This is a genomic window from Nocardioides rubriscoriae (genome assembly GCF_008087085.1).
Classification (GTDB): Bacteria; Actinomycetota; Actinomycetes; order Propionibacteriales; family Nocardioidaceae; genus Nocardioides; species Nocardioides rubriscoriae.
On sequence record NZ_VIYJ01000003.1, the window covers coordinates 118339 to 132751 of the forward strand.

At 74.8% G+C, this 14413-nt stretch carries 16 protein-coding genes; 12 read left to right on the forward strand and 4 right to left on the reverse strand.

Annotation, left to right across the window (positions count from 1 at the left end):
• Positions 1-9 precede the first annotated feature (9 nt).
• The gene (locus FZC61_RS07160; protein WP_148613477.1) at positions 10-327 is read right to left on the reverse strand and encodes a hypothetical protein; all 318 of its coding nucleotides are present in this window, start codon (positions 325-327) and stop codon (positions 10-12) included.
• Positions 328-576: 249 nt separating this feature from the next.
• Here FZC61_RS07160 and FZC61_RS07165 point away from each other — a divergent pair, with 249 nt between their 5' ends.
• The 6 genes from FZC61_RS07165 (at position 577) to FZC61_RS07190 (ending at position 6188) form a co-directional block, all read left to right on the forward strand.
• Positions 577-849, forward strand: a complete 273-nt coding sequence (locus tag FZC61_RS07165) for a DUF7218 family protein (protein WP_148613478.1) — start codon at positions 577-579, stop codon at positions 847-849.
• A gap of 62 nt (positions 850-911) precedes the next feature.
• Positions 912-2051 carry a glycosyltransferase family protein gene (locus FZC61_RS07170; protein WP_148613479.1) on the forward strand — a complete coding sequence of 380 codons (1140 nt, stop codon included), beginning with the start codon at positions 912-914 and terminating at the stop codon, positions 2049-2051.
• 16 nt (positions 2052-2067) lie between these two features.
• Complete coding sequence (locus tag FZC61_RS07175; protein ID WP_211357151.1) at positions 2068-3120, forward strand: glycosyltransferase; 1053 nt, start codon at positions 2068-2070, stop codon at positions 3118-3120.
• The gene (locus tag FZC61_RS07180) at positions 3117-4103 is read left to right on the forward strand and encodes a glycosyltransferase (RefSeq protein ID WP_148613480.1); all 987 of its coding nucleotides are present in this window, start codon (positions 3117-3119) and stop codon (positions 4101-4103) included. Before FZC61_RS07175 ends, FZC61_RS07180 begins: the two co-directional genes overlap by 4 nt.
• The gene (locus FZC61_RS07185; RefSeq protein WP_148613481.1) at positions 4100-4936 is read left to right on the forward strand and encodes a glycosyltransferase family 2 protein; all 837 of its coding nucleotides are present in this window, start codon (positions 4100-4102) and stop codon (positions 4934-4936) included. Before FZC61_RS07180 ends, FZC61_RS07185 begins: the two co-directional genes overlap by 4 nt.
• Positions 4937-5000: 64 nt before the next feature.
• Complete coding sequence (locus tag FZC61_RS07190; protein WP_148613482.1) at positions 5001-6188, forward strand: alcohol dehydrogenase catalytic domain-containing protein; 1188 nt, start codon at positions 5001-5003, stop codon at positions 6186-6188.
• A 34-nt stretch (positions 6189-6222) separates the two neighbouring features.
• Here the strand turns inward: FZC61_RS07190 and FZC61_RS07195 are convergent, their stop codons facing one another.
• Positions 6223-7074 carry an FHA domain-containing protein gene (locus FZC61_RS07195; RefSeq protein ID WP_148613483.1) on the reverse strand — a complete coding sequence of 284 codons (852 nt, stop codon included), beginning with the start codon at positions 7072-7074 and terminating at the stop codon, positions 6223-6225.
• A gap of 7 nt (positions 7075-7081) precedes the next feature.
• Positions 7082-7312, reverse strand: a complete 231-nt coding sequence (locus tag FZC61_RS07200; RefSeq protein ID WP_148613484.1) for a hypothetical protein — start codon at positions 7310-7312, stop codon at positions 7082-7084.
• 149 nt (positions 7313-7461) lie between these two features.
• On the opposite strand from FZC61_RS07200, the gene FZC61_RS07205 reads away from it, so the two are divergent.
• The 6 genes from FZC61_RS07205 (at position 7462) to FZC61_RS07230 (ending at position 13595) form a co-directional block, all read left to right on the forward strand.
• On the forward strand, positions 7462-7890 hold the full coding sequence (locus FZC61_RS07205; RefSeq protein ID WP_148613485.1) for a Fur family transcriptional regulator: 429 nt from the start codon (positions 7462-7464) through the stop codon (positions 7888-7890).
• A 36-nt stretch (positions 7891-7926) separates the two neighbouring features.
• Positions 7927-9171 (forward strand): FAD-dependent oxidoreductase, encoded by a 1245-nt coding sequence (locus FZC61_RS07210; protein WP_211357152.1) that lies wholly within the window; start codon positions 7927-7929, stop codon positions 9169-9171.
• A gap of 7 nt (positions 9172-9178) precedes the next feature.
• Positions 9179-9583: a hypothetical protein gene (locus FZC61_RS07215; protein WP_148613487.1), complete on the forward strand. Its 405-nt coding sequence runs from the start codon at positions 9179-9181 to the stop codon at positions 9581-9583.
• 109 nt (positions 9584-9692) lie between these two features.
• Positions 9693-10628, forward strand: a complete 936-nt coding sequence (locus FZC61_RS07220) for an NAD(P)/FAD-dependent oxidoreductase (protein WP_148613488.1) — start codon at positions 9693-9695, stop codon at positions 10626-10628.
• Positions 10629-10702: 74 nt separating this feature from the next.
• Complete coding sequence (gene lon / locus FZC61_RS07225; RefSeq protein ID WP_148613489.1) at positions 10703-13063, forward strand: endopeptidase La; 2361 nt, start codon at positions 10703-10705, stop codon at positions 13061-13063.
• A gap of 100 nt (positions 13064-13163) precedes the next feature.
• Entirely contained in the window at positions 13164-13595 is a 432-nt protein-coding gene (locus FZC61_RS07230; protein ID WP_148613490.1) for an SRPBCC family protein, read from the forward strand.
• Positions 13596-13637: 42 nt separating this feature from the next.
• Here FZC61_RS07230 and FZC61_RS07235 read toward each other — a convergent pair whose 3' ends face one another.
• Positions 13638-14345, reverse strand: coding sequence for a response regulator transcription factor (locus FZC61_RS07235; protein ID WP_246142579.1), 708 nt, complete (start codon positions 14343-14345; stop codon positions 13638-13640).
• Positions 14346-14413 lie beyond the last annotated feature (68 nt).

Sequence of the window (14413 nt, forward strand, 5' to 3'; positions counted from 1 at the left end):
GGGAGTGGCTCAGCGGGTGGTGCGCACGCCCGCGGCGTCGTGCCGGTCGGCGTCGAAGAAGTCGCGGCTCCCGGCCTTCGCCAGGCCCCGGGCGATCATGTAGCCGATGGTCAGGTAGGTGATGTAGCGCATGGCCTCGGAGCCCCCGAAGGAGTCCCCGCCCGGGGCGTCGCCGTTGTCGCCGATGACGACCGCGGTCACGATGACGGCGAGGACCGCGGCCACGTAGGCGTAGAGCTCTGTCGTCTTGGTCGACGACTTGGTCTCGGTGCTGATGCGCCGGCCGTTGTCGGTCAGGTGGTGGTCGTTCAGGTGGTTGTCGGTCATGTGATCTTCCGTCCTCTGGTGCGGCCCCGGCGGTGCCAGTCCCGCGAGCATCGGGTGGCGGGACACGTGTGGTGCTCGTGCTGCCCGGTACCCGCACCCGGGGACTTGGTCGCTCTCGGCGCGGTGACCCCCGCCACAGCCGGAGGGGCCACGACCGCCACGGGTGGGGGCCCGGACCCTTCTCACCCGACGGTGTCTGTCGCACCGGGTTGCGCGCGCCCACGATGGGAAGTGACGAGAGGACCAGCGATGCCTGCAGCCGACAAGCCCGGACCCAGCGTGAAGGACGACGAGACCTACGAGGCCTTGCGTCGTGAGGGCAACAGCAAGCAGAAGTCGGCCCGCATCGCCAACGCCAAGGCCCGCGACGGCGCTGAGGCGGTCGGGCGCCGCGGCGGCCAAGCCGGGTCCTACGACGACTGGACCGTGGCCGAGCTCCGCAAGCGGGCCGCCGAGCTCGGCGTCGAGGGCCGCTCGTCGATGACCAAGGCCGAGTTGATCGAGGCGCTGCGCACCACCTGAGCGAGCCCGGGCGTCACCCGTCCGAGTGAGTGCACGGGCGCTGATCGTGGGTACCGGCTGGCGTGACCTCCCTCGCCGTTCCCGACACGACCCCGCGCCGGGTCGTCGTCGCCTCCGTGCCCGCCGGGCACGTCTACGTCCGCCACCTCGCTCCCGAGTCCGGCGACGGGCCCGTTCGCCTCGTCGACCCGCCGCCCCTCGGCGTACGCCGTGCCCCCAGCGGGCAGTGGTGGCCGCCGGCGATGCTCGACCCCGGCTGGGTCGACACCCACGGCCACGGGCTCGACGTCTTCCACCTGCACTTCGGGTTCGACGCCCTGGCTTCGCGCGACCTCGAGCGGATCGTCGCGGCGCTGCGCCGCACCGCGACCCCACTGGTCTACACCGTCCACGACCTGCGCAACCCGCACCACCCCGACCGCGCCGCGCACGACGCGCTGCTCGACGTGCTGGTGCCGGCCGCCGACGCTCTGGTCACCCTCACCCCGGGGGCCGCCGACGAGATCGCCCGACGCTGGGGCCGCGACGCCCTGGTCGTGCCGCACCCGCACGTGGTGCCGTTCGACACGATGCGTGAGGTGCGCGAGGCCCGTGACGTCCGCGCGGACCGCCCTTTCCGGGTCGGTCTCCACCTCAAGAGCCTGCGCGCCTCGATGGACCCGGTCGCGGTGCTGCCGACGCTGGTCGACACCGTCGCGGACCTGCCCGACGCCGTGCTCCAGGTCAACGCGCACCGCGACGTCCTCGACCCCGCCGGGGCCCGCCACGACGCGGGCCTGGCGCGCCTGCTGCGTGGCTACCTCGACGCCGGGCGCCTCGAGCTCGAGGTGCACGACTACCTCTCCGACGCCGCCCTGTTCTCCTACCTCGCCCGGCTCGACGTCTCCGTGCTGCCCTACCGCTTCGGGACGCACTCGGGCTGGCTCGAGACGTGCCGCGACCTCGGCACGACCGTGGTCGCCCCGAGCTGCGGCTACTACGCCGACCAGGGCCCGGTGCTGGGCTACCGCCTCGACGAGGACGGCTACGACCCCGCGACGCTCGCCGCCGCCGTACGCCGGGCGCACGCGGAGCGGCCCGACCTCGGCACCACGGTCGCCGACCGGCGCCGCCAGCGCCAGGACGTCGCCGACGCGCACGACCGGCTCTACCGCTCGCTGCTGTCGACGACGGCGGACACGACGACGGCCGGGCGGGCCTGACGTGCGGATCTGCCTGGTGGCCTCGAGCCGCTTCCCGATCAGCGAGCCCTTCGCCGGTGGGCTGGAGTCGATGACGCACGTGCTCGCGACGGCCCTGCTGGAGCGCGGCCACGACGTGACGCTGTTCGCTGCGCCCGGCTCCGACCCCGCGCTGCCGGTCGAGCTGCTCGCGCCCGACACGTTCACCCCGAGCGCGGCGGCGCTGGCCGACGCCCACGCCCCGAGCGCGACCTGGTTGGCCGAGCACCACGCCTACCTCGGGCTGATGCTGCGCCTGTCGCGCACCGGTGCCGACGAGTTCGACGTCGTGCACAACAACAGCCTGCACCACCTGCCGGTGGCGATGGCCTCGACGCTGAGCCTGCCGCTGCTGACGACCCTGCACACGCCGCCGCTGCCGTTCGTCGAGTCGGCCATCCACCTCGAGGAGGTCGCGTCGGCCTTCGTCGCGGTCAGCGCCTTCACCGCCGACGCCTGGTCGCACGTCGTGGGCAGCTCGGTGATCCACAACGGCATCGACCTGGCCCGCTGGCGCTTCGGGCTCGGCGGGGGCCCGGCGGTGTGGTCGGGCCGGCTGGTGCCGGAGAAGGCCCCGCACGAGGCCATCGACGCCTGCCGCCTGGCGGGCGTGCCCCTGGTGCTGGTCGGTCCGGTCCACGACCGCCGCTACTACCGCGACGAGGTCGAGCCACGTCTCGGCCGTGGGGTCGAGTACCGCGGCCACCTCGACCACCGCGAGCTCACGCACCTGCTGCGTGCCGCGTCGGTGGCCGTGGTGACCCCCGGCTGGGACGAGCCCTACGGCCTGGTCGCCTCCGAGGCGATGGCGTCGGGCACCCCCGTCGCCGGCTACGCCCGTGGCGCGCTGCCCGAGGTCGTCGGCGCCACCGGTGGGGTCCTGGTCCAGGGGGGCGACGTCGTCGCCCTGGCCGCGGCGGTGCGCTCGGCCCGCCGCCTCGACCGCGCCGCCGTACGCCGCCACGCCGAGCTGACGTGCTCGCTGGAGCGGATGGTCGACGCCTACGAGGACCTCTACGCCGCGCTCGTCGACGAGTCGGTCGCCGCATGAGCGCCACCGTCGGCTACTACGTCCACCACGTGGGCCGCGGGCACCAGCACCGCGCCACCGCGCTGGCCCGCCACCTGGCCGCGACCGGGGGTCCCTCGCTGACCGGGCTCTCCTCGCTCCCGCGGCCGCACGACTGGCCCGGGGACTGGGTCGAGCTGGCCCGCGACGACACTGGCGAGACCCGCGAGCCCACCGCCCGCGGCCGGCTGCACTGGGCGCCCCGGCACCACGACGGCCTGCGCACGCGGACCGCGCAGGTCTCGGCCTGGATCGAGTCGGCGCGCCCGGACGCCGTCGTCGTCGACGTCTCGGTCGAGGTGGTGCTGCTGGCCCGGCTGCACGGCGTGCCCGTGGTCTCGGTGGTGCAGCCCGGGCGCCGCGACGACCCCGCCCACCTGCTCGGCTTCGACGCCGCCGACGCCCTGGTCGCGTTCTGGCCGGCCGAGGCCCACGGCATGCTGCTCGGTGTCGCGCCCGAGACCCGCGACCGGCTGCGGTGCGTCGGGGCGCTCTCGCGCTTCCCGGTGCACGCCTCGCCGGCGCCGACCACCGGCCGACGGGCCGGTCGCCACGCCGTGCTGCTGCTCGGCGCCGGTGGCCACGCCGACCCCGCCGTCCCCGACGGCGACTGGCACTGGACCACCCTCGGCGGCGACGGCGGCTGGGTCGACGACCCCGCGCGCCTGCTGCACGAGGCCGACGTCGTGGTCACCCACGCCGGCCAGAACGCGCTCGCCGAGGCGGCCGCCTCCCGCCGCCCCGTGGTCGTCGTGCCCCAGGTGCGCCCCCACGACGAGCAGCTCGCCACGGCCGCCGTGCTGCGCGACGGCGACTGGCCGGCCGTCGTGCTCGACGCGTGGCCGCGCGACGACGGGCCGCTCGAGCAGGCCGTGGCCCTCGACGGGTCCGGCTGGTCCGGCTGGTGCGACGGCCGTGCCGTCGAGCGTTACGCCGCCGTGGTCTGCGAGGTGGCGGCGCGATGACCGGGTCGACGACCACCATCGGGGTGCTCACGCTGGCCCACGGACGCCGTGACCGGCTCGCCGCACAGCACCTGACCCTGGCCCTCGGCCGCCGCCGGCCCGACCTCTACACGGTCGTGGCCATGGGCGACCCGCTGATCCGCGAGTCCGACGACCGCGGTCTGCACCGCGACGTCGTCCACGTCGACGTGCCGGCCGACGGGCTCCCGCTCGCCACGGCGCGCAACCGCGGCGTCGAGCACCTCGTCGACCGCGGCGCCGACGTCGTCGTCCTGCTCGACGTCGACTGCCTGGCCGGCTTCTCCCTCGTCTCGGCGTACGCCGACGCAGCGTGCGCCCACCCCGACCGGCTCTGGTCGGGCCCGGTCACCTACCTCCCACCCGACGTGTTCGTCAGCCACCCCGCCGAGCTCGCGGCGCACGACGCCCCGCACCCGGCCCGCCCGGCGCCGAGGCCCGGGCAGGTCGAGGAGTCGACGCGGCCCGAGCTGTTCTGGTCGCTGTCCTTCGCCGTCACCCCCACGACCTGGGAGCGCATCGGCGGCTTCGACGAGGCCTACGTCGGCTACGGGGGCGAGGACACCGACCTGGCGCGCCGGGCCGAGGCGGCCGGGGTGCGGTCGTGGTGGCTGGGGTCGGCGCGCGCCTACCACCAGCACCACCGCGTGAGCTCGCCCCCGGTGGAGCACCTCGACGCGATCCTGCGCAATGGCCGCACCTACCACCAGCGGTGGGGGGAGTGGCCGATGCTCGGGTGGCTGCGCGACTTCGAGGCGCGCGGCCTGGTCCGGCGCGACGGCGACCAGTGGGTCAAGGTGCGCCCGGACGGGTGAACGTCCCCGGCGTCGCGGTGGGTACCGGGCGGGACCGATCACCCGCCGAACCCGAGGAGGACCCATGAGAGCCGTCACCTGGCAGGGCCGCACCGACATGCAGGTCATCGACGTCCCCGACCCGCGCATCGAGGAGCCGACCGACGTCGTCGTCCGGATCACCTCGACCGGCCTGTGCGGGTCCGACCTCCACTTGTACGACCCGCTCACCCCCTTCATGACCCCCGGCGACATCGTGGGTCACGAGCCGATGGGCGTCGTGGACGCCGTCGGCGCCGACGTGACCGCGGTCGCGCCGGGCGACCGGGTCGTCGTCCCGTTCAACATCTCCTGCGGCACCTGCTGGACCTGCGAGCGCGGGCTGCACAGCCAGTGCGAGACCACGCAGAACCGCGACCAGGGCACGGGCGCGTCGCTCTTCGGCTACTCCAAGCTCTACGGCGCCGTGCCCGGTGGCCAGGCCGAGGCGCTGCGCGTGCCGTTCGGCAACACGCTGCCGATCAAGATCCCCCACGGCCCGTCCGACGACCGCTTCCTCTACCTGTCCGACGTCATCCCGACGGCCTGGCAGGCCGTCGAGTACGCCGACACCCCCGACGGCGGCACCCTGCTGGTCATGGGCGCCGGGCCGATCGGCGACATGTGTGCCCGGATCGCCAAGCACCGCGGGCTCCGGGTGATCGTCGTCGACTTGGTCCCCGAGCGGCTCGCCCGCATCACGGCCCGCGGTGGCGAGACCATCGACACCACCGAGATCGACCCCGACGACGTGCCCGACCGCGTCCGCGACCTGACCGACGGCCGAGGCTCCGACTCCGTCATCGACGCCGTCGGCATGGAGGCCCACGGCTCGCCCGTGGCCGAGACCGCCCAGAAGGCGCTGCGCTTCCTGCCCAAGAAGCTGCAGGAGCTCGCCATGCAGCACACCGGTTCCGACCGCCTCGACGCCCTCTACACCGCCTTCGAGTCCGTACGACGCGGCGGCACCGTCTCGATCTCGGGCGTCTACGGCGGGGCCGCGTCGCCCATGCCGATGCTGCAGCTGTTCGACAAGCAGCTGGTGATCCGTCAGGGACAGGCCAACGTGCACCGGTGGAGCGACGACATCCTCGAGCTGCTGCAGCGTGACGAGGACGTGCTCGGTGTCGAGGACTTCGCCACGCACCGCCTGCCGCTGGAGGAGGCCCCGGCGGCGTACAAGTCGTTCCGCGACAAGCAGGACGGCATGGTCAAGGTGGTCTTCCAGCCCTGACCGCGCCGTCCGGCCCGGCACGTGAGCGGCGGTCCTACCAGTCGCGCCCCTGGCGCCCGGGACGAGGCTCCTGGGGCAGCTGGGTGCCGAGCTCGCCGCCGAGCCGGCCGCCGTGCGGGCGGCCGTGGTCGGCGAACTCCTCGCGGAAGTAGGCCAGCACGTGGTCGCCCACCTCGAGGCGGGCGCCGGTGCGCAGCACGACCCGGCCACCGACGGCCGCGCCGTGCACGCGTGCGCCCCCGTCACGAGGCTCCACGACGTACTCGTCGTCGTCCGGGTCGTGGCGCACGACGGCGTGCAGGTGGGCAAGGCCCGGCAGGCGTACGTCGCACGTGGGGCCCGAGCCGATGGTGGTCTCGTCGTCGAGCCAGTAGATCGGCATCCGCTCGCCGGCCCACAGGTGCTCCTTCTCGAGCACGAGCCGGGGAGCGCCGCCGCCGCCGTGGGTGGTCGTCTTGGGGCGCCGGTCGCGACGGGCGAAGGTCGGCGCGATCGGCCACAGGGTGAGCGGGGGCAGCAGGTCGGACGTCGGCAGCGCCGGCCCCACGCCGCGGGTGCGGGAGCGGGCCGCGGTCCAGGCGCCTCGCAGCCCGCCGAGCCGGATGTGGCGCGAGCCGGTGACGCGGCGCTGCCACCACGGGACGCGGACCCGGCCCAGGGTGATGAGCAGCAGGTCGTCGTGGCGGACCTCGACCGTCATCCCGCGCGAGGCGAGGACGGCGGCGACCGAGCGCACGACGGGTGCGTCTTGCGGACCGGCGAACGCGCCGGGGTCGTCGACCTCGAGCACGAGCCGGTTGCGGCTGCCCGTCAGGTGCCCGCGGACCGGCTCGGAGCCGGGCCGGTCGAGCTCGAAGCGCAGGTCGGCGTCGACGTAGGTCGCCACCGCGGGCTCAGCTCGAGGCGTTGTCGTCGGTGGTGACCGTCAGCGTGCCGTCGAGCTTCCACGTGGCACGCGGGGCGTTGACGCCGGTGTCGCGGGGGACCTCGACGCGCATGTCCTTGAACGTGTAGTGGATCGCCGCCTGACGACCGGTCAGGAACGACCACATCTTCTGGCCGAGGTCGGCCCAGTCGACGACCTCGCCGCTGGTGCCGTCGGGGGACTGGCTGCTGACCGACATGGGACCTCCTGAGGGAAATGTGACCTGGACCACAGCATCCGCCCGGGTCCGGGTCGACGGCTCACCCCGGTGGTGCGCGGCGGTGCGTGGCCGGGGGACGACCCGACCGGCCGGTACCGTGGGTGGACCGTCGATCCGAAGGACCCGTTGTGAACGACCAGAGCGTCGCCCGTGCCGCCTCCGGCACGCGCTCGACCCGGCAGAAGCGCGCGGTCGAGGCCGCGCTGACGGCCACCGACGACTTCCGCACCGCCCAGGAGATCCACGACGGCCTGCGCCGCGAGGGCGAGTCGGTCGGGCTCGCCACCGTCTACCGCACCCTGCAGACGCTGGTCGACCTCGGCGAGGTCGACATGGTCAAGACCGACGGCGGCGAGGCGGTCTACCGCCGTTGCAGCCAGAGCCACCACCACCACCTCGTGTGCCGCCACTGCGGGCGCACCGTCGAGATCGCCGGGCCCGCCGTCGAGCGGTGGGCCGCCGCGCAGGCCGACGAGCACGGCTACGCCGACGTCAGCCACACCGTCGAGCTGTTCGGCACCTGCCCGGACTGCCAGCAGGTGCTCGCCGGGGGGTGAGGCACCCGCGAGGGGCCGACTGAGAGGGTGCATGCCGTGGATGCGGACGTGGTCGTGGTCGGAGCCGGGCTCGCCGGCCTGAGGTGCGCGGTCGCGCTGCAGGACGCCGGGCTCGAGGTGGTCGTCGTCGAGGCCGGCGACGCGGTCGGCGGCCGGATCCGCACCGACGTCGTCGACGGGTTCAGGGTCGACCGGGGCTTCCAGCTGCTCAACCCCGCCTACCCCGAGGTCGCCCGGGTCGTCGACGTCGACGCGCTGGGCCTGCAGTCCTTCGCCGCGGGTGTGGTCGCCACGACCGACGACGGGTCGCGGGTCCGGCTGGGCCACCCCCTGCGTGCCCCCGGGCTGATCCCGTCGAGCCTCGCGGCCGCCGTACGACGACCACGCGAGCTGGCCGAGGTCGCGCGGTGGGTGCGCCCGCTGGCGGTGCCGCGACGGCGTCGCCCCCTGTCGCAGGTGCTGGCGAACCGGGAGCAGCGCTCTCGCGGCGAGGCGCTCGACCGGGCCGGGGTCGACGGGCTGCTGCGGCGCGTGCTCGACCGGTTCCTGGCCGGGGTGCTGCTCGAGGACGACGGCTCGACGGCCGACGACTACGTGATGCTGCTGCTCTGGATGTTCGCCACCGGCGTGCCCGGCCTGCCCCGCGAGGGCATGCAAGCCCTGCCCGAGCAGCTCGCGGGCCGGCTCGCGCGCCCGGTGCTGCTCGAGACGCCGGCCGAGGCCGTGACCGGGCGCACCGTGCACGCCGGCGGGGCGACGTACGACGCGCGGGCGGTGGTCGTGGCCACCGGCGGCCCCGAGGCCACCCACCTCGTGGGCGTCGACGCGCCCCCCACCAAGGGCGTCGTGACGACCTGGTGGTCGGTCGAGGACGTGCCCGACCGCGGCCGGCTCCTCCACGTCGACGGCCGCACGCGGGCCACGGGCCCCGTGGTCAACTGTGCGGTCGTGTCCGAGGCAGCGCCCACCTACGCGCCCCACGGTCGTCACCTGGTCCAGGCCTCGGCCCTGCTCGGGCCGGGACGCGAGACCTCCGAGACGACCGTGCGCCGCCACGCCGCCGACCTCCTCGGGCTCGACGCCACCTCCTGGGAGGTCGTCGCCCGCCACGAGGTGCCGCACGCCCTGCCCGCCCAGCCCGCGCCGTACTCCGCGACCCGGCCGGTTGCCCTCGGCGCCGGCCACTACGTGTGCGGCGACCACCGCGACACCGGCTCGATCCAGGGCGCGATGGTGAGCGGACGCCGGGCCGCGGCCGCCGTCGTCGCGGCGCTGTCGTGAGGCGGCGATGAGCCCCGAGGTCGCCTTCGCGCTCGTCGCGGCCGCCCACGCGGGCTTCCAGGCAACCGTCACCGCGCTCGTCTACCCCGCATTGGTCGAGGTCGGCCCCGCCGCGTGGGACGTCGCCCACGCCCACCACTCGCGCCGCATCGTCCCCCTCGTCGCCGTCCTGTACGCCGGGCTCGTCGCGACCGGGGTCGCGCTCGTCGTCCACGGGCCCGGCGTGCTCGGCTGGGTCGGCCTGGCGGGCGTGGCGGTCGCGCTCGCCACGACGGCGGTCGCCGCCGCCCCGCTGCACGGCCGGCTGCGCGCCGACACCGACGACCTGCGCGCCCGGCTCCTGGTCGTCGACCGCGTCCGCTGCGCCGGCGCGGTCGTGGGCGCGCTGGCCGCAGCCTGCGCCCTCCTCTGAGCCGACCCGTCGCGTAGACGCGACGGGTCGACGAGGAATTGCGCCGACCCGTCGCGTAGACGCGACGGGTCACCCCGGTGGGTGCCGGCGGGCTGACAGGATCGCGGTCATGGAGCCGTCGGTGGTCGTGGTGGGTGCGGGGTTGTCGGGCGTGGCGTGCGCGCGCGAACTGGCGGCAGCGGGGGTCGCGGTGCGGCTGGTCGACCGCGGCCGGCGCGTCGGGGGGCGGATGGCCTCGCGGCGCCTCGACGGGCGCCCGGTCGACCTCGGGGCGTCGTACTTCACCGTCACCGACGACGGCTTCGGCGCCGTGGTGACCGACTGGCAGCGCCGCGGGCTCGCGACCCCGTGGACCGACACCTTCACCGTCCTCGAGGCCGGCGCGGCCCCCGAGACCAAGACCGGACCGGTGCGCTGGGGCGCCCCCGGCGGGCTGCGCTCGCTGGTCGAGGACCTCGCCGACGGCCTCGAGGTCGAGCTCGGCTCCCACGTCGAGGCCCTGCCCGACGCGCCGACCGTGGTGCTCGCGATGCCCGACCCGCAGGCCGTGCGGCTGCTGCCCGACGATCCCTCCTTCGCCGCCGTACGCCGCCGCCTCGACAGGGACTACGAGCCCGTCCTGGCGCTGTCGGCCCGTTGGCCCGGTCGCACGTGGGACCTCGACGGCGCGTTCGTCAACGGCGACGACACGATCGCCTGGGTCGCCGACGACGGTCGCCGCCGCGGCGACGACGCCCCGGTGCTGGTGGCGCACTCGACGCCTGCCTTCGCGCAGCCCCACCTCGACGACCCGCAGGCCGCGGCGGACCCGATGACCGCGGCCCTGCGCGACCTGCTGGGTCTCGACGAGCCCGTCGAGACCTACCTGCACCGGTGGAGCATCGCCCGCCCCACCGGCGAGCGCGAGGACCCCTACCTGCTCGAGGAGGCCGGCGACCGGCTCGTCGCCGCCTGCGGCGACGGCTGGGGCCCGACGTCGAAGGTCGAGACGGCGTGGGTGTCGGGGTCGGCGCTGGGGCGTGAGCTGGTCCGCCGGCTCGGCTAGCGCCCGCGACCCACCCCGCGTTCGCCCACGACGAACACCGGAACAGGTCGTCACATCCCCGCCGTTGAGGCGACATGACCCACACGGCACTCCCGATCCTCTTCGTCACCGACCTGGTCGTCCTGCCCGGCATGGTCGTGCCCGTCGAGCTCGACGACGCCGCCCGCGCCGCCATCGACGCGGCCGGTGCCGGCAGCGACGGCACCCTCCTGCTCGCGCCGCGCCTCGGCGACCGCTACGCGTCGTACGGCGTGCTCGCCACCGTCGAGCGCACCGGGCGCCTGAGCTCCGGCGGCCCGGCCGCCGTGCTGCGCGCCGGTCGGCGCGCCCGCATCGGCAGCGGTACGACGGGCCCGGGCGCGGCCCTGTGGGTCGACGTCGAGCCGGTCGACGACGACGCCCCGGTCTCCGAGCGCGCCCGCGAGCTGGCCGACGACTACCGCCGGCTCGTGGTCGCGGTGCTGCAGCGCCGCGAGGCGTGGCAGGTCGTCGACACCGTGCAGCGCATGAGCGACCCGAGCGCGCTGGCCGACGCGGCCGGCTGGGCGCCGTACCTCTCCGACGAGCGCAAGCGGGAGGTCCTTGAGACCCCTGACGTCGAGCAGCGCCTCGAGCTCCTCACGACCTGGACCCGCGAGCACCTCGCCGAGGTCGAGCTGACCGACAAGATCGGCGAGGACGTGCGCGAGGGCATGGAGAAGCAGCAGCGCGAGTACCTCCTGCGCCAGCAGCTCGCCGCCATCCGCAAGGAGCTCGGCGAGGGCGAGACGGACGGGCCGGGGGGCGCCGACGACTACCGCGCCCGCGTCGAGGCCCACGAGGGCCTGCCCGACGCCGTGCGCGCGGCGGCGCTGAAGGAGGTCGACAAGCTGGAGCGCTCCAGCGAGCAGAACCCCGAGGCCGGCTACCTGCGCACCTGGCTCGACACCGTGCTCGACCTGCCCTGGGGCACCACCACCGACGACCACACCGACGTCGTCGCCGCCCGCGCGGTGCTCGACGCCGACCACCACGGCCTCGAGGACGTCAAGGACCGCATCATCGAGCACCTCGCCGTCCGCGCGCGCCGCGCCGAGCGCGGCCTGCAGGTCGTGGGCGGTCGCGGCTCGGGCGCCGTCGTCCTGCTCGCCGGACCTCCCGGGGTCGGCAAGACCAGCCTCGGCGAGTCGGTCGCCCGCGCGCTGGGCCGCCGGTTCGTGCGGGTCGCGCTCGGCGGGGTCAGCGACGAGGCCGAGATCCGCGGCCACCGCCGCACCTACGTCGGCGCCCTGCCCGGCCGGGTCGTGCGCGCGATCAAGGAGGCCGGCTCGATGAACCCCGTCGTGCTCCTCGACGAGGTCGACAAGGTCGGCTCCGACCGCCGCGGAGACCCCGCGGCCGCGCTGCTCGAGGTGCTCGACCCCGCCCAGAACCACACCTTCCGCGACCACTACCTCGAGCTCGACCTCGACCTGTCCGACGTGCTGTTCATCGCCACCGCCAACGTCGTCGAGCAGATCCCCGCGGCCCTGCTCGACCGCATGGAGCTGGTCACCATCGACGGCTACACCGAGGACGACAAGGTCGCCATCGCCCGCGACTTCCTGCTGCCCCGACAGCTCGAGCGGGCGGCCGTGACCGACGACGAGTTCTCGATCACCGACGACGCGCTGCGCGAGCTCGCGGCCCACCACACCCGCGAGGCCGGCGTACGCCAGATGGAGCGGCTGCTGGCCCGGACGCTGCGCAAGGCGGCCACCCGCCTGGCCACCGGCCAGCAGGAGCGTGTCGACGTCGACGTCGCCGACCTCCAGGACCTCGTCGGACGGCCCCGCTTCACCCCCGAGAGCGCCGAGCGTACGGCGGTGCCCGGCGTCGCGACCGGGCTGGCGGTCACGGGCCTGGGCGGCGACGTGCTCTTCATCGAGGCCAGCGCCCACGACACCGGCGACGGTGGTCGGGGCGGGCTGACCCTGACCGGCCAGCTCGGCGACGTGATGAAGGAGTCGGCCCGGATCGCGCTGACCTTCGTGCACGCGCACGCGGCCGAGCTCGGCGTCGACCCGGCCTTCTTCGACCGGGCCGTCCACGTGCACGTGCCGGCCGGGGCGACCCCCAAGGACGGCCCTTCCGCGGGCATCACGATGGTCACCGCGCTCACGTCGCTGGCCACCGGCCGCCCGGTGCGTCCCGAGGTCGGCATGACCGGCGAGGTCACCCTCAACGGCCGGGTGCTGCCGATCGGGGGGCTCAAGCAGAAGCTGCTCGCCGCCCGGCGCGCAGGCCTGACCGAGGTGTTCGTGCCGCTGCGCAACGAGCCCGACCTCGACGACGTCCCGGCCGAGGTGCTCGACGCGCTCACCGTGCACGTCGTGGCCGACGTGCTCGACGTCGTCCGCGGGGCCCTCGAGCCCGTGGCGGCTCCGGGCGACCAGGGCGCGTCCGCAGCCGCCTGACCCCCGGCCACCCCTGCGGGTGCTTTCGTCGCCGACGCCGCCAGCAAGGGTCGTAGGGACCAGTCGAAACGCAGTACCTGTGTGAGGAGGGAGCGTCCACGTGCCCGTCGTGGAACGCACGATCACCGTCGACCAGTCACCCGAGACCGTGTGGCGGTTCCTCGCGGACTTCACCACCACCGAGGAGTGGGACCCGCCGACGGTGTCCACCGAGCGCATCAGCGGCGACGGCGGCGTGGGGACGACCTACCACAGCGTCGCCAAGTTCCGCGGACGTCGTACCGAGGTCGACTACGTCGTGACCGACTACGTCGAGGGACGCCGGCTGCGGTTGCGCGGTGACGCCACGGGCCTGGAGGTCGTCGACACCTTCACCCTCGAGCCCACGCCGGCCGGCGGCAGCCAGGTGACCTACGAGGCCCGCTTCCGCCGCCGGGTCGGCCCCGCCCCGGTCGACCTGCCGTCGATGCGCCGCCTGGGCGACTTCGTGGCCGAGAGCCTGCAGGAGTCGCTCGAGCACCTGTCCGCCTGACCGCCGGCCCTCCTCAGGGCAGGTCAGGTCGGTTCAGGTCGGTCAGGTCAGGTCGCGCACCCGGTCGGGGGCGAAGCCGTGGGCCTGCCCCCACAGCACCGCCTGGGTGCGCCGCTCGACCCCGATCTTGCGGTAGAGCGTGCGGATGTGGGTCTTGACGGTGTTGATGCCGATGAAGGCCTGACGGGTGATCTCGTCGTTGCTCAGGCCGCGGCAGATGAGCGCGAGGACCTCCGACTCCCGCGCGCTCAGCCCGTGCTCGTCTCCCGGCCAGCGACCCAGCTCCTGCTCCTGGTCGATCCCGTGGTCGGGGTCGGCCGGTACGACGTCGCCGTGCGCGACCGCCATGTCGACGGGCACGACCTGCTCGCCGGCGTGGACGCGCTCGAGGGCGTCGACCAGCTCGCCGGCGGTGGCGCCCTTCGAGACGTAGCCGGACGCGCCGGCCGCCAGCGAGGCCGCGACCAGGGCGGCGTCACCGTTCCAGCTGAAGACCACGAGCCGCGCCGGGTCGCCGACCAGGTCGGCGACCGGCACCGACTCGCCCTGGCGCTGCGCGAAGGTGTCGTAGAGCAGGACGTCGACGTCGCTGATCGGGGACAGGCCCGCGACCAGCTCGACGACCTCGACGCGGTCGGCGTACGGCTCCAGCACGGCGGCGATGCCGGCGACGACGATCTCGTAGTCGTTGGCGATCGCGATGCGGAGTGGTCGCGGTGGTCGCGTGCCGTCCCGGGGTGCACTGCTCACGAGCGAGAACCCTCCCAGAACGAGGGCGGCCGCGGACCGTTTTCCCACACACGCCCGGTGCCGGCGAG